This window comes from Mesorhizobium sp. AA22 (assembly GCF_001672375.2).
Lineage (GTDB): Bacteria > Pseudomonadota > Alphaproteobacteria > Rhizobiales > Rhizobiaceae > Mesorhizobium > Mesorhizobium wenxiniae.
In genome coordinates, this window is record NZ_CP048406.1 from 5,638,910 (window position 1) to 5,655,639 (window position 16,730).

The window sequence follows — 16,730 nt, forward strand, 5'->3', positions numbered from 1 at the left end:
GCGATGGCCGCCACTGCCGAATTGCCGCTGACCGGGCTCGTCGTCGTCGACATGAGCCAGTTCCTGTCCGGACCCTACTGCTCGCTGCGGCTGCTCGACCTCGGCGCCCGCGTCATCAAGATCGAGCGGCCGGATGGCGGTGACCTGTCGCGCCGGCTTTATCTCAGCGACACCGAGATCGGCGGCGACTCTACAATCTTCCACGCCATCAACCGCGCCAAGGAAAGCTTTGCCATCGACCTCAAGGAGGAGGTTGACCTTGCGGCGCTGCGCGGCCTGCTGGCCAAGGCCGACGTGCTGATCCAGAATTTCCGGCCCGGCGTCATCGAGCGCCTGGGCCTGGACTTTGAGGCGGTGCGCAAGATCAATCCGCGCCTGGTCTATGCCTCGATCAGCGGCTATGGCGAGGAAGGCCCGTGGGTCAAGCGGCCAGGGCAGGATCTGCTTGCGCAAGCTCGCTCCGGCGTGATGTGGCTGAACGGCGACGAGGACCAGGGACCGGTGCCCTTCGGCCTGGCGATTGCCGACATGCTGGCAGGCTCCGCCGCCGCGCAAGGCATCCTTGCCGCACTGGTGCGGCGCGGCGTGACCGGCACGGGCAGCCATGTCGAGACCAGCCTGCTCGAAGCGCTGGTCGACTTCCAGTTCGAGGTGCTGACCACGCATCTCAATGACGGACGCCGCCTGCCGCGGCGATCGGCCTACCGCAGCGCCCATGCCTATCTGTCGGCGCCTTACGGCGTCTATCCGGCCAAGGACGGCTATCTGGCGATTGCCATGACGCCGGTCCCGAAGCTCGCCGATCTGCTGGAGCTCGAAGAGCTTGCGCCCTATCGCGATCAGCCGTCGACCTGGTTCACCGCCCGCGCGAGATCAAGGCGATCATCGCGCAAAAAATCGCGACGAAGTCGGTCGACGAATGGCTTGCCATCCTCGAGCCAGCCGACATCTGGTGCGCCAAGGTGCTGACCTGGCCGGAAATGATGGCCAGCGAAGGCTTCCAGGTGCTCGAAATGCTGCATACGGTGACGCGCTAGGATGACGTCTCGATCCTCACCACGCGCTCGCCGCTCAGGGTCGATGGCGTCCGCGCCAAGGTCGAGCGCGCCGCGCCGCGCATCGGCGAGCACAGCGCAAAGATCCGCAAGGAGTTCGGATTGTGAGCGACGTGATGCTCAAAGGCATGACCTGGACCCATCCGCGCGGCTACGACCCGATGATCGCCTGTTCGGCGCTGTGGAAGCAGCGCACCGGCGTCACCATAGAATGGGACAAGCGCTCGCTGCAGGATTTCGAATCCTTTCCGGTCGAGGAACTGGCCCGTGCCTACGATCTGATCGTCATCGATCATCCGCATGTCGGCCAGATCACCGCCGAGAACTGTTTGGTGCCGCTCGACGTCGCGGGCCGCGAAGCGGAGCGCGCAGCGCTGGCGGCGGGCAGCGTCGGCCGGTCCTATCCGAGCTACAACTGGCAGGGCCGGCAGTGGGCGTTTCCGATCGATACGGCGAGCCAGGTGCAGGCGTGGCGGCCTGATATGCTTTCCGCCGCGCCGGCTAACCGGTCCGACGTGCTCGATCTGGCGCGGCAAGGCCGCGTGCTGCTGCCGCTCAGGCCGCCGCATTCGGTGATGGTGTTCTACACGCTTGCCGGCAATCTCGGCCGGCCCGCCGTCGAAGAGCCTGGCGCCCACGTAAATCCTGACACGGGCAGCCGCGTTTTCGAGATGATGCGCGAGGTCGCGGCTCTCGCCGATCCGGCCTGCCTCGGCATGGACCCGATCGACGTCCTGGAGGAGATGGCCAGCTCCGGCTCGCGGATCGCCTGCGCGCCACTGATCTACGGCTATGTCTCCTATGCCATTGCCGGATTTCGGCCCAACCGCCTTGCCTTTGCGGACATCCCGGCTGCGGGCCATGCCGGTCCGGTCGGCTCGGCGCTCGGCGGGACCGGCATTGCCGTGTCGGCCTTTTCGAAGGCGACGCAGGCGGCCATCGACTTTGCCTACTGGATCGCCAGCGGCGAGGTGCAGCGCGGCCCCTATGCGTCGGCCGGCGGCCAGCCCGGCCATGCCGCAGCTTGGGACGATGCAGCCGTCAACGCAGCCACCGGTAATTTCTACATGGACACCCGCGCCACGCTCGAGGGTGCCTGGGTCAGGCCACGCCATGATGGCTACATGACATTCCAGCAGGCCGCGTCCGATCGCATCAATCTCGGCCTGACCGAGAAGCACGATGCCGGCCGCGTCGTCGCCGATCTCAATCGCCTGTTTGTGGAGAGTCCCCGGCACCCGGCGCTGAGCTGAGGCAGAGTTCGCTTACTTCTCTACAAACGCCAAAGCCGCTTCGCATTGCCGGAGAGCAGCTTTTGCCGTTCATCGATGCTTGCACCGGCAAGCAGCGCGTGCGTCGCCGCCACCCAGGTCGCAAGCCCGCCACCAAGCGTGCAGACCGGCCAGTCGCTGCCCCACACGACGCGGTCCCAGCCGAAGCATTCGATGGTGTGCTCCACATAGGAACGCAGCGTTTCGACAGTCCACGATCCAGTGTCCGCATAGGCGACCACACCGGAAATTTTGCCGACGACGTTTGGGCGGCGCGCAACCTCCGCCATATGCTCGCGCCAGGGATGCTCACTGCTGCCCTTGATGTCGGGCACGCCGCAATGGTCGAGCACGAACTGCACGTCCGGCGCAAGATCGACGAGTGCAATCGCCTTGGGGATTTGGTGCGGCAGGACGACGAGATCGAAGGTCAATTGCGTGCCGGCAAGCCGTTTGATGTTTTCCCGAAACAGCGCGCCTTCCGAAAGCTCGTCCGGCATGACGTGGAGCACACGGCGAAACCCCTTGACGAAGGGATCGGCGCGCTGGCGCTCGATATAGGCGGCAAAGCCAGGCTCTTCCGGACGGCAGGAGGCGATCGCCCCGCGCAGCAAACTGTCCTTCTGATGTGACAGCGCTTTCACATGGCTGGTCTCGGTTTCGATGTCGGCTGGATCGACATCGACTTCCATGTGCAACGCGCCCTCTATGCCGGCGCGGCGAGCCTGGACTGCATATTCGTCGTGGGAAAAATCGCGGTTGAGCGCCGGCACGCCGGAAAGCCAGGGGTAGCGCAGCGCCGACTGGTCGATCAGGTGCAGATGGGTATCGAAGATCATGACGGCGCTCTCCTCCTTCGGCGTTTCAAAATCATCTCACGCAGAAATTGTTCATTCAGATAAGAATCTATTTCGCCTGCTTGGCCGATGCTCCCGCCAGTTGCGACAGCTTTTCGGTCGCTACCAGCAACAGTTCTATCGTCCTCGTAATGTCGGGCGCCTTGGGTGCGTTGATCAGAGTTATGTAGGGGATCGACAGCGCGGCGATCGCCCTGCCGTCCGAGCCAAGCACAGGTGCCGACAGGTTGAATACACCGGCGGTCTGCATCGATGCCATCATTTCATAGCCGCGTTGCCGGATTTGCTCGAGTCGGGCAAAGAATTCCGGCGATTGAGGCGGCTTGTGGGTGCTGCGCAGATGTTCGGAGATCATCATCTGCCGCTCTTCCAGCGAGCGGAACGCCAGCAGCACATGTCCGGAGCCGGTGTCGAACAGGCTGACATGCGCGCCGACCCGAATCGAAATGCCCCAGTAGTCCGGCGCTTCCTGCTGTGCGATCACCACTGCGGAACCGCGGTCGAAGACGACGAGTTGGTTTGCCTGCTGCGAGGTTTCGGCAAGTTCACGCATCAGCGGCGTCGCATAGGAAACCAGCCGCCGCACCGGCGCGTGCAGCTGCGCTAGGCCAAACAGCTTGAGGGTCAGCGAATAACGGTCGCCGTCTGGCCGCGTGACGTAGCCGCGTCGCACCAGCCGATCGAGCATGCGATAGAATTCGTTGGGGCTGCGATCGAGTTTCTTGGCGATTTCCGCCTGCGTCAGGCCGCCGTCGACGCCGGCCAGAAGCTCGAGGATGTCGAGCCCCTTGTCGAGCGCCGGGGCGCGATAACGGTCGTCGTCCTCGTCGCCTGCCATAGTCACTTCCCGGTGAATTTCGCCTTTCATATATGCACAATGACCTGCTTCCGGAAGAACTTTCAACTTGACGTCTTTATGCGACATAGACGGCCATGTGCGGCTGTCGAATGCGACGACGCCGATCGCCATCGGCGAGTCGCTCTATTCGATCCGGCATTTCCGCAAATACATGCAAAAAGGCGGCTGCTCGATCGTGCAGGTCGATGTCGGCTGCATCGGCGGCATCACGCCGTGGCTGAAGGTCGCGCATGCGGCCGAGGCATTCGATATCCCGGTCTGCCCGCATTTCCTGATGGAACTGCATGTCAGCCTGACCTGCGCCATTCAGAACGGCCGATATGTCGAGTATATTCCCCAGCTCGATGAACTAACCGGCAAGAAAATGCGCATCGAGGACGGCCAAGCACTGGCACCGGACGAGCCCGGCATCGGCATCGACTGGGATTGGGATGCCGTCAAGGCGAAGAGCATTGCGGAATTCACCACCGAAATAACAAAATAGGGAGCCGGACATGCAGCGGATGGGAATGGTGCTCGGCCTCAAGCCGGAAAAGGTCAGCGAGTATGTGCGGCTTCACGCTGCCGTATGGCCTGACGTGCTTGCCATGATTTCCGCCTGCAACATCAGGAATTATTCGATCTATCTTAAGGAGCCGGAGCACCTTTTGTTCAGCACTTTCGAATACCACGGCACCGATTATGCCGCCGACATGGCGAAGATGGCCGCCGATCCCAAGACGCAGGAATGGTGGGCGCTGTGCATGCCTTGCCAGGAGCCGCTGCCGACCCGCAAGGAGGGCGAGTGGTGGGCATCGATGGACGAAGTCTTCCATCATGACTGACGGCGCTTTTGATCCTGACTCGCTCTCCCAGTCCTGGGCGAAGCCATCGAAGCCGAGGCCGATCGTGATTTTCGGCGCCGGCTCGATCGCCGGCGATGCGCATTTCCCGGCCTATGGAAAAGCCGGCTTTCCGGTCGCCGGACTTTTCGATCCCGACCATACCAAGGCGGAAAGACTGGCGCAGAAATGGGGCGTCGCCACTTACCGGTCGGTCGGGGAAGCCGCAGCGATCAAGGACGCCGTCTTCGACCTGGCGACGCCGCCGGCTCATCATGCCGGCGTGCTCAGGGCGTTGCCAGATGGTGCAGTGGCGCTGATCCAGAAGCCGATGGGCAGCGATCTCAGCGAGGCGACCGAAATCCTCGAAATCTGCCGCTCCAAAAAACTGAAGGCGGCGGTGAACTTCCAGCTCCGCTTCGCGCCGATGATGCTGGCGCTGAAGGATGCGATCGCCAAGGGTTGGCTGGGCGACGTGGTCGATTTCGATGCATGGCTGGCATTGGCGACGCCGTGGCAACTCTGGGAGTTTCTGGTGAAGGCGCCGCGCGTCGAGATCGCCATGCATTCGATCCACTATCTCGACCTGATCCGGCAATTGCTCGGCGATCCCCGGGGCGTTCACGCCAAGACGCTCGGCCATCCCGGCCACAAGGTCGCACAAACGCGCACCAGCGCGATCCTCGACTATGGCGGCACTGTGCGATGCGCACTGTCGATCAATCACGATCACAAATTCGGCCGAAAACATCAGGCCTGCGAATTCCGCATCTGCGGCACCGAGGGCGCCGCCTATCTCAAACTCGGACTCAATCTCGACTATCCGCGCGGCGAGCCTGACATCCTTGAAATCTATCCGAAGGGAGGCTCTGACTGGGTTGCTGTGCCACTCATCGGCCAATGGTTTCCCGACGCCTTCGTCGGCCGCATGGCCAATGTGCATCGCTATGCATCAGGCGAGGACACCGAGCTCGTCAGTTCCGTCGAAGACGGCTGGAACACGATGGCGCTGGTCGAGGCCGCCTACCAATCGAGCGCGGCGCCGGCAACACCAATCGCGGCGAGGCCCTGACATGGAGCAGACTGTCTATTTCGAAGACTATCAGATCGGTTCGTCGCGCATGACCAGCGGGCGCACCATCACCGAGACCGACTTCGTCGTTCATGCCGGCCATACCGGCGATTTTTTTCCCCATCACATGGACGCCGAGTTCATGAAGACGACGCCGTTCGGTCAGCGCATCGCCCACGGCACGCTGGTCTTCTCGGTCGGCGTAGGGCTGACGGCAAGCGTCATCAACCCGGTCGCCTTCTCCTATGGCTACGACAGGTTGCGCTTCATCAAGCCGGTGTTCATTGGCGACACGATCAAGACCCGCACCACCATTTCGGCCAAGGAGGACGACCCGAAGCGGCCAGATTCGGGCCGGGTCATCGAGCGCTGCGAGGTGATCAACCAGCATGGCGATGTGGTTCTGGCGGCCGACCACATCTACATCGTCGAGCGCCGCGACAAGCCGGAGCCGGGCTGAGCTAATTGCTGCCGAGAGCAGTCATATTCGGTTGACCGGATATACCGGCTTGCCACCGCGCAGGACGATGCGACATCGGCAAACACCTTGTTGCGAACCTCAGCGTAAGACTGGGTCGAATAGTGCGCCGCGTGCGGACTGACCAAGGCGGCGGTCGCCGTGATGCCCCAAAGCCGATCTCGTCGTGCTCCGACGCGAGGATGGCGACCGGGCCCGCCACCGCCCGCATCGCCTGCTTGAAGGCGGATTAATGGCGTCGTGCCCATCCGCCCATGTCGTCGGAGTGTCGGCCGCTGGCATCAATTTACGCGAAGCCCGGCCTGGCGCATCAGCGGCAGCACCCGGTCGCAAAAGAAGGGCAATTCGTAGGTGTAGTTGACGAATGTGAGGGCGGCGCCGGAATAACCCTGGTCCATGATTTCAGTGAGATCGTCGACGATTTTTTCCGGTGTGCCGATGAGCGGAAACGTTCCAGCACCGCCGGCGAACCTTTGCCGATACTCAGTGAAGGCCTTCGCGTCGTGGGAGTTCGCGAATTCCTTCTTCTTGCGCATATGCTCGTCGACCGCGCCTTCGTCCGCGCATTCCAGCGCGTAGTGCCGGTAATAATCCTCGGCTTCTTGCTGGGTCTCGCGGCAGACGACGTGGCAGACCGTATAGACGCCGACTTCGCGTCCAACTTCAGCCGCTCGGTTGGTGATGTCGACCACATGCGCGCGGCCATCGGCGATTTCGGAAAAAGTCGAAAACAAATAGTCGCAGTGGCGGGCCGCATAGTTGCGCCCCGGTGCGCCGAAGGCGGCGTTCATGGTCACCGGGCGCGGCGCCTGCAGGCTTGGCGGGCGGCTGACAACCCCCTTCAGATCATAGAACTCGCCGCCGAAGTCGAACGGCTCCCTGGATTGGTAGGCACGCTCGATGATGTTGATCCATTCTTCGGCCTGATCGTAGGTCCGGTCGCCGACCGTCTGCCCGAACATGGCGAACTCGTCCGGGTTCCAGCCGCAGACAATGTTCAAGCCGGCACGCCCGTTGGAGATGTGGTCGACGGTCGCCAGCGCCTTTGCAGCCTGCAGCGGATGAACCAGCGGCACATGCACCGTCATGAACAGACCGATGTTCTCCGTCGCGACGGCGAGACCCGCCGCCCAGGTGAAAGTCTCAAACGACCATTCCCGCACATGCGTCAAACCGCCGAAGCCGCGCCAGCGCGCGATCGGCAGCAGAAACTCCAGGCCGGCGCGATCGGCGATGCAGGCAGCATTGAGGTTGTCTTCCCAGCGGGCGCGCCAGCGCTCAGGAACGGTGGTCATTGCCAGGCCGCCATCGGCATTCATCGAGAAGACGCCGAGCTTGAACCTGTTCGGTCCTTTCAGCGGATGCTGCTTTCTGATCATGATTTTCCCTGCCGCGGGACGCTCTCAGCTTCATCGTCGAACTGTTGCAACGGTGGGCTCAGCTTCATGAACGCTCCTCGGAGCCTCGCCTGGGCCGGCGGATGGCTCTCACCTTGCCGCTGTTTCCGCCGCCGCAGAAGAACTGATCGCCACCATCGGACTCGAGTCCCGACACGCCTGTTCCGGGGGGCATATCAAGCTTCTCCAGGACCTTTCCGGTTTCAGGATCTATCCGCCTGACGTCGCTCTCGTCACCTTCCCAGGTGCCGTGCCAGAGTTCGCCGTCGATCCAGGTGACCCCTGTGACGATCCGGTTGGAATCGATTGTGCGAAGAACTGCCCCTGTCTGCGGGTCGATCTGATGGATTTTGCGACCGCGATTCTGCCCCACCCAAAGTGAGCCTTCGGCCCAGGCGAGCCCGGAGTCGCCGCCGCCACCTGGCGCCGGAATCGTGGCGAGGACGCGGCCTGTGTTGGGATCGATCTTCTGGATGCGATCTTCGGCGATCTGGAACAGGTGCTGACCGTCGAAGGCCGTTCCTGCGTGCGCGGCGACCTCAATCGCGCGAACCACTTTCCCGCTCGCATGATCCAAGGCGTTCAGCCTGTCTCCGGACGCAAACCAGACATGCTGACCGTCGAACGTAACCCCAGCCACCTGGTCGACACCCGGAAAGGGTCCATATTCGCGGAGGACTTCGGCTGCAGAACGTTTCATGCTTCTCCTCCAGGCTCAGATCTGTTGAATTATTCCGACACTAGTAGCCAGATAGTGAGCCGGGGAGTAACAAGATTGTCGGGAATCCCGGCACGGGCGGGGTCATCCAACGGCGCGCTCGCCCGCGACCGAACGATTGCACCTTGCCTGCTGCCGCAAGCTGCTCGAGCGATCGCTGCACGGTGCGCGAGCTGGCTCCGAGCGCAATTGCGAGCGCCGAGCTCGACCACGACTCGCCATCAGCGAGGAAGGCGAGCACCGCTGCATGCTGCTCGTCGACGGGCGGTGCCAGAACCACCACATCGCGTGGGCGGCGCGGCTTAAGCGCAAAGCCTCGCTTGGTCGCGCTCACATCCGCCAGTGACCGCAGCTCCGCGCGAAGCCGACCGACTTCGACCCGCAACCGGGCGCGATGCGATTCATCGGCGTGCTTGCCGCCGAACGCGCGGGCGACGAGCGTGCTTCGCGGCACGTCCGCGGGCCAGGCTTCGCCCAGCGTGCGGGCAAGCGCGAACAAGACCGGGCGCGTCGCGAGCGGGACGATCATGCCGGCGTCCCGCACGATATTGCGGCAGGCGTCGACGACGAGCGCCCCCGACGCCAGCAGCGCTTCGACCTCCTCAAGCAGGAGGGGGCGCTCCTCACCACGCGCGATCAGGCGCGCCGCGGGCGTGTTCATCACGAGGGATGCGCTTTCGACCTCTGCCGTCAGCGCCGGGATGTCCGCCTCGCGGGCGGCATGCTCGGCCCGAGCGAGCGCAGCGCGCGCCGCCTTGGTCCGGAGGCGTCGAATCGCGATCCCCGCAATCACCAGCTCGTGGGCGGCCCTCGACGCGGGTGGGAGCGGTGTGGGATCGAACCCGGCCAACCTGCGCTCGGCCTCGTCGAGGCGTCCGATCAGGAGCAGGCGCCGGACTTCGAGATTGCGCGCATGCGCGGCATTAAAGCGGTCGCCGTGCTTTTCAAGCGTCGCCCGCGCGGCGTCGAGTGCCTTCGCCGGCCACCCGAGGTCACGCGAGACGAGTGCGATCTCGGCTTCGGCGACGACGCACCTCGCGCGGGCCACGGCCTCTTTCGGACCGAAGGCGCGCGCAGCACTTTTGAGGAGAGCCTTTGCTCGAACGAGATCGCCGAGCTGCGCCATGGCGATGCCGCGCAGCGCAAGCGCAGGCGCATCGTCACGCAGGGCGACCCGCTTCAAAGCGCCGAGAGGATCACCCGTTGCGAGGGCGCGCGCCGCAGCGGTGATCAGCGAGTCCATCGGAATCCCGTCACATTTGTAACTCTCACCATTCGATGTCCGGTCCTAATCTATCTCAGGACCAACAGCCAGCGCGCTGTATCGAAACGCGCCGTATCGAAAACGGTGCGAACATCGAGAAAGGAGACGAACGATGCCGACACACAGAACCGGAACACGTGAGGAGTGGCTGGCAGCGCGGCTTGATCTGCTCAAGGCGGAGAAGGAGCTCACGCGACAAAGCGATGAGGTGGCGCGGCGGCGGCAGGAATTATCGTGGGTTCGGATCGACAAGGATTACCGATTCGAGACCGATGAAGGCAGCGCCTCGTTGGCAGACCTCTTCCAAGGACGCTCCCAGCTCCTCGTCTACCACTTCATGTTCGGGCCCGATTACACGGCGGGGTGTCCGGCCTGCTCGGCGATTGCGGACGGATTCGACGGCTTCGTCATCCACCTGGCCAACCACGACGTCACGCTTTCGGCGGTATCGCGGGCACCGCTCGGGAAGCTGAAGGCGTACAAGCGGCGGATGGGATGGACGTTCCCCTGGGCGTCCTCACACGGCGGCGACTTCAATTTCGACTTCGACGTTTCGTTCACCGAGGAGCAGCAGCGCGAGGAAGGCATCGACTACAACTATGTCCGCGAGGCACCTCTCGCCGAGATACCCTCGCGTACGACTGCCGACGGCTCCGAGACGTTCGCTGCAATGAGCGGAACAGACATGGCCACGTACACGCGCGAGAGGCCAGGCATGAGCACGTTCGTGCTCGAGGACGGCGTCGTCTACCACGCCTATTCCACCTATGCGCGCGGATTGGACGGCCTCTGGGGCATGTATCAGTGGCTCGACCGCGCGCCCCGAGGGCGTAACGAGACGGGCGTCTGGTGGCGCCGTCACGACGAGTACGGCCAAGGCTGACGTTCGATGACACTGCACTCCAACGATACGCAGAAGATGCCGCCCGCAGGCAGCGGATCTGCCGATTTCCCAAGCGACAATGTCGCCGCCCGCGGCGCGGCCGACTGGCTATCCCTGGCAGCCGCGCCAACCTTCGCAATGATGGCGCTGCAGACGGCCGTTGCCGGTGGTGCGGACATGATCTGCTCGGCGGCGCAAGATGCGTCGCCGCTGAGCGGAATGGTCATGATGTACTTGCTGATGAGCGCCTTCCATTTGGCGCCTTGGCTGAAGCTGGTCGCCAGCCGACGAAGCGCTGTCCGCCGGTCGTGATCCGGCGTTCGCAAAGCCTCTGGGATTGGCTTGCTAACGCCGCGGGTAGGGAAAGGACCAGGGCGCGAGCGCTCGTCTCAGGCGGCGCTCCACGGTCTTGCCCCTTGGATGATCTCTTGAGCACGTACGGCAAAGCGGCCGGCGAGAGGCCACTTGCCGGCGGCATCGGCCGACGCCGCGCTGCCTGCCCGCGCCCGGTCGGCGATGCCGACGAAGATCACCGCGAAACGGAACAGCGAAAAAACCAGGTGGAAGCGTTGCAGGGGCGCGGTGGGCACGGCATGGGCGAAATAATGGTCGAGGAATTCGCGCTGGCTGGGGATGCCGAGTGCCTCGTGATCGAGGCCGAGGATGCCGCCATATTCGTCCGGGGCCGAATGCCAGGTCATCGAGCAAAAGCCGAGATCGGCGAGCGGATGGCCGATCGTCGACAGCTCCCAATCGAGAATGCCGATCACCTGCGGCTTGTCGGGATGGAACAGCAGATTTCCGAGGCGGAAGTCGCCATGGGCGATCGACAGGCGCCCGTCATCCACGGGCATATGCTGCGGTAGCCAGTCGGCGACCGCTTCGAGTGCCGGAATCCTGTCGCTCGGCGATTCCCTGAGCTGCCTGGTCCAGCGGCCAATTTGGCGCTCGAAATAGTTGCCGGGCCGGCCGTAGTCGCCGAGACCGACCTCGTCGGGACGGACGGCATGCAATTTGGCCATCGCTTCTGCCATGCCGAAATAGATGCCGCGTCGCTGCGCGGGCGAAAGGCCAGGCAGCGAACAATCGTGGAAGATGCGACCATCCAGCCGCTCCATCAGGTAGAAGGGCGTGCCGAGCAGCTCGGCACCGTCGTGATAGAGCACCGGCCCGGGCACCGGGACGTTGGTCGGTGCCAGCGCTTCAAGCACGCGGAATTCGCGATCGACGGCATGCGCCCCGCGCAGGATCGGCCCGGCCGGCTTCTTGCGCAGCACCATGCGATGCGCACCATAGTCCACGAAATAGGTAGGATTGGACTGTCCGCCGCCGATCCGCCCGAGCGACATTGAGGCATCGCCGAAGCGGCTCGCCAGAAAACCCTTCAATGCCGCAGGATCGAAGTCCGCATTCAACGGCTGCGCCATCTTTCCTCCTGAGCGCGCGTCCCTTATGCCTCGCCTTCGACAGTCCAGCGCCAGAAGCCCCTCTCTTCCTCATTGAGGAAACGGTTCAGCACCATCTTGTGGACCTCATCGGCGCCGTCGACCAGCCGCGCCTGGCGAGCATAGCGGTAAATCCATTCGAGCACCGTGTCCTTGGAATAGCCCCGCGCGCCATTGATCTGGATCGCCACATCGGCCGCGTCATGCAGCACATTGGCGACCTGGACCTTGGCCATCGACACTTCCTTGCGGGCAAAGCCGCCGCGGTCCAGTTCCCACGCAGCCTTCATCACCAGAATCCGGCCAATTTCGATGCGCATGGCGAGGTCGCCGAGCTTCAGCTGGACGCTTTCGCGGTCGGCGAGACGCTGGCCGAAACCATGGCGCTCGGCAGCGTAGGCGCGCGCGATCTCGACGCAGCGCCTGGACAGTCCGAGCCAGCGCATGCAGTGGGTAAGTCGTGCCGGGCCGAGCCGCACCTGCGTCACCTTCATGCCCCTGCCTTCGCCGACCAGCATGTCTTCGACAGGGATTTCGAGCCCATCGAATTCCAGCTCGCAATGCCCGCCATGCTCCTCCGGGCCCATGATCTCGATGCGGCGCATGATGCGCCAGCCCGGCTGGTCCTTGTGGAACATCAGGGCCGACAGACCATGGCGCGGGTCGTCCGAGGTTCGCGCGATCAGAATGAAATGGCTGGCCTCCTCCGCGCCGGTGATGAACCATTTGCGGCCGGTCACCACATATTTGTCGCCGCGCCGCTTCGCACGCGTCATAATCATCGAAGGATCAGAGCCGCCGCCGGGGTGCGGTTCGGTCATGGCAAAGGCCGAGCGCACCTTGCCCTCGACGATCGGCTTCAGCCATTTTTGCTTTTGCGCCGGTGTGCCGAGCGCCTCCAGAACCATCATGTTGCCATCGTCGGGCGCTGCCGAATTGAACACCACGGGTCCGAAGATCGACCGGTTCATCTCCTCGTAGCAGACCGCCATGTCCATCTTGCCGAGACCGGCGCCGCCGGATTCGGGCTTGAGCTGCAGGCACCACAGCCCCGCCATCCGCGCTTTGGCGCGAAGCGCCTCCAGCAGCGGCAAGGTGATATTTCCATGCGCGTCGTAGGACATGTTGTCGGCTTCGAGCGGCAGTATCTCACGCTCGACGAAGTCGGCAATGCGGACGCGGTAATCTTCGGTCTGGGCTGGAATATCGAAATTCATGGAAAAAACTCACAGCGATGAAACGAGGCGGCGCCATCGGCCATGGACGAGCTCGCCGAAAAGCATTGGGTCGCCACCTGATGGTGAAATCTGACGGCTTTGTATCCAACACAGGCTCCCGCTTTAGGTGGAGAACCGCCGTTCGACGAAGGTTCAACTGAACGGCTCAAATGTGGACCTTCCGGGCGTTCAATGCGACGACGTCGATGTAATCTTCTCAAATCTAACGGTATGAACGCAATCTTTCCCATCCAGCGGGTTCTGTGCCGGGGCCGATCTGTAGAGGAGCGTTCGACCGTCGGTCTCTAGGTACCGGACTTGTTCGGTACCCTCCCAGCTTTGGTTCCAGCTCATGTCAATATGATGGACGATCCGGTCATGCTCGACAGAGTATGTCCCGGCATAGGCAAACATGGAATCGTAGAGTGCAATCTTTTCATTCGAGGTGGGGACTAGGGCCGCAGGCGTGCTGCGATCTGTTCGAAGGACGAAAACCATCATCCTGCCATCTGCTGAGTAGGAGATTATGCCACGGGGATTCTGCCCCAGGGCATCGAGCACTTCGCCGGTTTCAAGGATCTCATAGACCCATGATGTCATTCTCCAAGATCCAAGTAGCAGCGTCTTCAGTTGCGACATGACAGCCCCCTAGAGAAGGACTTCGGAGCGTAGCACGAGACCTTAGACGTTGCACGGGCAAGGCCCAAACACGCTCCGCCTACCTTTCAAATTGTTTGCATCAAACGAGTACTGGCCACTGTCGCCTGTGATCCTGGTCAGCGCCTCCGACAGCACATCGAGAAGGATCTGCGCGTCGGGGTGATCAGGATCCGTTTTTACAATGATCATGTGCTCGACGTCCAAACTGTAGCTGTGGCGACTTGCTGGCACGACTGGCGGCCATGGCTCAGATTGCCGGGAAAGAACGACCGCTGAGGGCTCAATCGAGCCGTCCGCGATGGTTGTTGCGGACGGCCAGAGTGGGTCGAAACCGGTATTTGGCTCCGATACCAGCATCAGATTTTCACCACTAGAAATCGAGCGAGCGTTCGTTTTCCTTATTCGCCTCTATCCCTTTTTGCAGCCGCCATCAGATTTTCACCACAAGAAATCGACCGAGCGTTCGTTTCCTTATTAGCCTCTATCCCCTTTTGCAGCCGCCGTCACCCGGCGAATCCTGGTTCCGCAACGCCTTTTGATTCCAAGGCCGGTTATAGCGAACAGGCTGCCGCGCAGAACGCCATCGCCGGGGAATCGCGGCAGCGGCGGTTTTGCCATCGAGGTCACGTAAAGGGTGTCGAGCTTCGGTCCGCCGAACATCACGCTGGTGATCTTCTTGACGGGCATGTCGATGGTGCGATCGACGCTGCCGTCGGGTGCGTAACGCACCAGCCGCCCGTCGTAGACGAGGGCATTCCAGGGAAAGCCTTCGGCATCGACGGTCGACCCATCGGCGCCACCCATGCGGCGACAGGCGAGATCAGAACTCGACCTTGTCGCCGCCCTTCAGTGATAGGATTTCGCGCGCCTCGTCGGGCGTCGCCACTTCCATGCCGAGCCCCTCGATGATCTTGCGGGCAAGCACCACCTGCTCGGCGTTCGATTTCGCAAGCTTGCCTTTGCCGGCCCAAAGACTGTCTTCGAGCCCGACGCGGATGTTGCCGCCAAGCGCTGCCGATTGGGCCGCGATCCGCAACTGGCTGGCGCCGGCGCCGAGCACCGACCAGCGGAACTGGTCTCCGAACAGCCGGTCGGCGGTGCGCTTCATATGGGCGACGTCTTCGGGATGCGTGCCAATGCCGCCAAGCAGACCGAACACCGACTGCACGAAGAACGGCGGCTTGACCAGGCCGCGGTCGGCGAAGTGCGAGAGATTGTAGAGATGGGCGATGTCGTAGCACTCGAACTCGAAGCGCGTGCCGTTGTCGTAGCAGGTTGCCAATATGTATTCGATATCCTTGAAGGAGTTGCGGAAGACCAGGTCGCGCGTCGCTTCCAGATGCGGCTTTTCCCAGTCGAACTTGAAGGTCTCATATTTGTCGACGAGGTGGTAGAGCCCGAAATTGATCGAACCCATGTTGAGCGAGGCGACCTCGGGCTTGAACTCGGCGGCCGGGCGCACGCGCTCCTCGACCTTCATGTAGGGACTGCCGCCGGTGGTGATGTTGATGGCGGCGTTGGTGGCCTGCTTGATGCGCGGCAGGAAGCGGGCGAACGCCGCCGGCGTCTGGTCAGGCTTGCCGGTCTCGGGGTCGCGGGCATGCAGGTGCAGGATCGCCGCACCTGCCTCCGCTGCCGCGATCGCCTCGGCGGCGATCTGGTCCGGGGTGATCGGCAGATAGGGCGACATGGTCGGCGTGTGGATCGCCCCGGTCACCGCACAAGTGATGATAACTTTGCCTTTGGGCAGCTGGGCGCCGGGCTTGCGGCTTGTTTCCGTCATCTTCCAAACTCCTGATCCGATTTTTTCTTGTGCGCTGCCAGCGCCATCAGCCGGCGGTCGCGCCATACCTGCCGTTCGACGAGTTCTTCCCGCGGCAGCCGCTTGCGGCGGTCGGCCTCTACCGTTTCGATGACCTCGCCGGCCCAGTCGACGCGGCGCAGCATTTGCGGGAAGATGTTGGAATAGATCGTCTGGTAGCGCTCGACATAGTCGCGTACGCCGCCCGGCGCGTTGAGGTCGATCGTTTCGAACGGACCCATGAACGACCAGCGCAGCGCCAGCCCATCGCGAATGCCGATATCGACATCCTCGACGCTGGCAAAGCCGTCGGCGACAAGTCGAAAAGCTTCCTCCAGCAGCGCGCCCTGCAGGCGGTTCATGATGAAACCGTCGAGCTCGTGCTTCATCACAAGCGGCGCGTGGCCCGCGGCGACGAGGAAGGCGCGAGTCCTTTCGACCGTTTCGGGGGAGGTCCATGGCGCCGGCACGACTTCAGCGGCCGGGATGAGATAGGGCGGATTGATCGGATGCACGACCACGCAGCGGTGCCGCCCTTGCAGATGGTCGGTGAATTTTGACGGCAGCAACGCCGAGGTGGAACTGGCGATCACCGCGTGCGGACCGGCCAGTGCGTCGATCAGGGAGAACACCTCGCGCTTCACTTCGAGGTTTTCGGGCGTGTTCTCCTGGATATGGACCGCATCGGTCAGCGCCTCGCCCAGTTCCGCCACCACGGCGATGCGATCAAGCACGGCGTCGATTGCCTGTCCCCGCAGCAGATCGTTCGCGGCGAGGTCGCCCAGCACGCCGGCGATGTAATCGTGCGCGCCGGCCGTCGCGGCCGGCGACTGGTCCCACATCCGCACATCATGGCCGGCGCGGGCGAAGCTGATCGCCCAGGCCCGTCCGATGAACCCGCTGCCGACAATTGCTACCTTCATCATGGTCCG

General features: G+C 63.0%; 18 protein-coding genes and 2 pseudogenes. 8 read left to right on the forward strand and 12 right to left on the reverse strand.

Features of this window, described 5'->3' with window-relative positions; genetic code table 11:
• Nucleotides 1-3: 3 nt before the first annotated feature.
• A pseudogene (locus A9K68_RS26900) lies at nt 4-1,163 on the forward strand (CaiB/BaiF CoA-transferase family protein).
• Between the two features lie 20 nt (nt 1,164-1,183).
• Entirely contained in the window at nt 1,184-2,308 is a 1,125-nt protein-coding gene (locus A9K68_RS26905; RefSeq protein WP_203546936.1) for an extracellular solute-binding protein, read from the forward strand.
• A gap of 20 nt (nt 2,309-2,328) precedes the next feature.
• Here the strand turns inward: A9K68_RS26905 and A9K68_RS26910 are convergent, their stop codons facing one another.
• Both A9K68_RS26910 and A9K68_RS26915 read right to left on the reverse strand, forming a co-directional pair.
• Nucleotides 2,329-3,165, reverse strand: a complete 837-nt coding sequence (locus A9K68_RS26910) for an amidohydrolase (protein ID WP_065007096.1) — start codon at nt 3,163-3,165, stop codon at nt 2,329-2,331.
• A gap of 67 nt (nt 3,166-3,232) precedes the next feature.
• Nucleotides 3,233-4,021, reverse strand: a complete 789-nt coding sequence (locus A9K68_RS26915) for an IclR family transcriptional regulator (protein ID WP_065007148.1) — start codon at nt 4,019-4,021, stop codon at nt 3,233-3,235.
• 82 nt (nt 4,022-4,103) lie between these two features.
• Between A9K68_RS26915 and A9K68_RS26920 the strand changes: the two are divergent.
• From A9K68_RS26920 to A9K68_RS26935, 4 genes and pseudogenes are all read left to right on the forward strand, one after another.
• Nucleotides 4,104-4,526: pseudogene (locus A9K68_RS26920) on the forward strand (enolase C-terminal domain-like protein); the annotation flags it as partial.
• A gap of 10 nt (nt 4,527-4,536) precedes the next feature.
• Nucleotides 4,537-4,866, forward strand: coding sequence for an L-rhamnose mutarotase (locus tag A9K68_RS26925; RefSeq protein WP_065007095.1), 330 nt, complete (start codon nt 4,537-4,539; stop codon nt 4,864-4,866).
• Nucleotides 4,859-5,935 (forward strand): Gfo/Idh/MocA family oxidoreductase, encoded by a 1,077-nt coding sequence (locus A9K68_RS26930; protein WP_065007094.1) that lies wholly within the window; start codon nt 4,859-4,861, stop codon nt 5,933-5,935. The genes A9K68_RS26925 and A9K68_RS26930 overlap by 8 nt, the downstream gene beginning before the upstream one ends.
• A 1-nt stretch (nt 5,936) precedes the next feature.
• Entirely contained in the window at nt 5,937-6,395 is a 459-nt protein-coding gene (locus tag A9K68_RS26935) for a MaoC/PaaZ C-terminal domain-containing protein (RefSeq protein ID WP_065007093.1), read from the forward strand.
• 299 nt (nt 6,396-6,694) lie between these two features.
• On the opposite strand, the gene A9K68_RS26940 is transcribed toward A9K68_RS26935, so the two are convergent.
• The 3 genes from A9K68_RS26940 to A9K68_RS26950 all read right to left on the reverse strand — a co-directional run bounded on the left by A9K68_RS26940 (nt 6,695) and on the right by A9K68_RS26950 (nt 9,771).
• Nucleotides 6,695-7,789, reverse strand: coding sequence for an LLM class flavin-dependent oxidoreductase (locus tag A9K68_RS26940; protein WP_065007147.1), 1,095 nt, complete (start codon nt 7,787-7,789; stop codon nt 6,695-6,697).
• A gap of 67 nt (nt 7,790-7,856) precedes the next feature.
• Nucleotides 7,857-8,510 carry a PQQ-binding-like beta-propeller repeat protein gene (locus A9K68_RS26945; RefSeq protein ID WP_065007092.1) on the reverse strand — a complete coding sequence of 218 codons (654 nt, stop codon included), beginning with the start codon at nt 8,508-8,510 and terminating at the stop codon, nt 7,857-7,859.
• A 40-nt stretch (nt 8,511-8,550) separates the two neighbouring features.
• On the reverse strand, nt 8,551-9,771 hold the full coding sequence (locus tag A9K68_RS26950) for a DNA-binding protein (protein WP_065007091.1): 1,221 nt from the start codon (nt 9,769-9,771) through the stop codon (nt 8,551-8,553).
• A 133-nt stretch (nt 9,772-9,904) separates the two neighbouring features.
• Between A9K68_RS26950 and A9K68_RS26955 the strand changes: the two genes are divergently transcribed.
• Complete coding sequence (locus tag A9K68_RS26955; RefSeq protein WP_065007090.1) at nt 9,905-10,675, forward strand: DUF899 domain-containing protein; 771 nt, start codon at nt 9,905-9,907, stop codon at nt 10,673-10,675.
• 6 nt (nt 10,676-10,681) lie between these two features.
• Entirely contained in the window at nt 10,682-10,987 is a 306-nt protein-coding gene (locus tag A9K68_RS26960) for a hypothetical protein (protein ID WP_065007089.1), read from the forward strand.
• 77 nt (nt 10,988-11,064) lie between these two features.
• On the opposite strand, the gene A9K68_RS26965 is transcribed toward A9K68_RS26960, so the two are convergent.
• The 7 genes from A9K68_RS26965 to A9K68_RS26995 all read right to left on the reverse strand — a co-directional run bounded on the left by A9K68_RS26965 (nt 11,065) and on the right by A9K68_RS26995 (nt 16,724).
• Complete coding sequence (locus A9K68_RS26965; protein ID WP_065007088.1) at nt 11,065-12,102, reverse strand: phosphotransferase family protein; 1,038 nt, start codon at nt 12,100-12,102, stop codon at nt 11,065-11,067.
• Between the two features lie 23 nt (nt 12,103-12,125).
• Nucleotides 12,126-13,337 carry an acyl-CoA dehydrogenase family protein gene (locus tag A9K68_RS26970; RefSeq protein WP_065007087.1) on the reverse strand — a complete coding sequence of 404 codons (1,212 nt, stop codon included), beginning with the start codon at nt 13,335-13,337 and terminating at the stop codon, nt 12,126-12,128.
• A gap of 189 nt (nt 13,338-13,526) precedes the next feature.
• A complete protein-coding gene (locus tag A9K68_RS26975) occupies nt 13,527-13,976 on the reverse strand; it encodes a lipocalin-like domain-containing protein (protein WP_065007086.1) in 450 nt (149 codons plus the stop codon).
• Nucleotides 13,977-14,018: 42 nt separating this feature from the next.
• Nucleotides 14,019-14,354, reverse strand: coding sequence for a hypothetical protein (locus A9K68_RS26980; RefSeq protein ID WP_065007085.1), 336 nt, complete (start codon nt 14,352-14,354; stop codon nt 14,019-14,021).
• A 117-nt stretch (nt 14,355-14,471) separates the two neighbouring features.
• Complete coding sequence (locus A9K68_RS26985) at nt 14,472-14,801, reverse strand: SMP-30/gluconolactonase/LRE family protein (RefSeq protein WP_245497161.1); 330 nt, start codon at nt 14,799-14,801, stop codon at nt 14,472-14,474.
• Nucleotides 14,802-14,817: 16 nt separating this feature from the next.
• A complete protein-coding gene (locus A9K68_RS26990) occupies nt 14,818-15,780 on the reverse strand; it encodes a 3-keto-5-aminohexanoate cleavage protein (RefSeq protein ID WP_065007084.1) in 963 nt (320 codons plus the stop codon).
• Entirely contained in the window at nt 15,777-16,724 is a 948-nt protein-coding gene (locus tag A9K68_RS26995) for a 3-hydroxyacyl-CoA dehydrogenase (protein WP_065007146.1), read from the reverse strand. Before A9K68_RS26995 ends, A9K68_RS26990 begins: the two co-directional genes overlap by 4 nt.
• Between the last annotated feature and the right edge of the window lie 6 nt (nt 16,725-16,730).

Bases quoted from the DNA above. Each gene is read 5' to 3' on its own strand.
- A9K68_RS26925 (WP_065007095.1), top strand. From the start codon at position 4,537: ATGCAGCGGATGGGAATGGTGCTCGGCCTCAAGCCGGAAAAGGTCAGC.
- A9K68_RS26970 (WP_065007087.1), bottom strand. From the start codon at position 13,337: ATGAATTTCGATATTCCAGCCCAGACCGAAGATTACCGCGTCCGCATT.
- A9K68_RS26905 (WP_203546936.1), top strand. From the start codon at position 1,184: ATGACCTGGACCCATCCGCGCGGCTACGACCCGATGATCGCCTGTTCG.
- A9K68_RS26910 (WP_065007096.1), bottom strand. From the start codon at position 3,165: ATGATCTTCGATACCCATCTGCACCTGATCGACCAGTCGGCGCTGCGC.
- A9K68_RS26990 (WP_065007084.1), bottom strand. From the start codon at position 15,780: ATGACGGAAACAAGCCGCAAGCCCGGCGCCCAGCTGCCCAAAGGCAAA.
- A9K68_RS26935 (WP_065007093.1), top strand. From the start codon at position 5,937: ATGGAGCAGACTGTCTATTTCGAAGACTATCAGATCGGTTCGTCGCGC.
- A9K68_RS26965 (WP_065007088.1), bottom strand. From the start codon at position 12,102: ATGGCGCAGCCGTTGAATGCGGACTTCGATCCTGCGGCATTGAAGGGT.
- A9K68_RS26945 (WP_065007092.1), bottom strand. From the start codon at position 8,510: ATGAAACGTTCTGCAGCCGAAGTCCTCCGCGAATATGGACCCTTTCCG.
- A9K68_RS26955 (WP_065007090.1), top strand. From the start codon at position 9,905: ATGCCGACACACAGAACCGGAACACGTGAGGAGTGGCTGGCAGCGCGG.
- A9K68_RS26950 (WP_065007091.1), bottom strand. From the start codon at position 9,771: ATGGACTCGCTGATCACCGCTGCGGCGCGCGCCCTCGCAACGGGTGAT.
- A9K68_RS26960 (WP_065007089.1), top strand. From the start codon at position 10,682: ATGACACTGCACTCCAACGATACGCAGAAGATGCCGCCCGCAGGCAGC.
- A9K68_RS26915 (WP_065007148.1), bottom strand. From the start codon at position 4,021: ATGGCAGGCGACGAGGACGACGACCGTTATCGCGCCCCGGCGCTCGAC.
- A9K68_RS26975 (WP_065007086.1), bottom strand. From the start codon at position 13,976: ATGTCGCAACTGAAGACGCTGCTACTTGGATCTTGGAGAATGACATCA.
- A9K68_RS26985 (WP_245497161.1), bottom strand. From the start codon at position 14,801: ATGGGTGGCGCCGATGGGTCGACCGTCGATGCCGAAGGCTTTCCCTGG.
- A9K68_RS26980 (WP_065007085.1), bottom strand. From the start codon at position 14,354: ATGCTGGTATCGGAGCCAAATACCGGTTTCGACCCACTCTGGCCGTCC.
- A9K68_RS26995 (WP_065007146.1), bottom strand. From the start codon at position 16,724: ATGATGAAGGTAGCAATTGTCGGCAGCGGGTTCATCGGACGGGCCTGG.
- A9K68_RS26930 (WP_065007094.1), top strand. From the start codon at position 4,859: ATGACTGACGGCGCTTTTGATCCTGACTCGCTCTCCCAGTCCTGGGCG.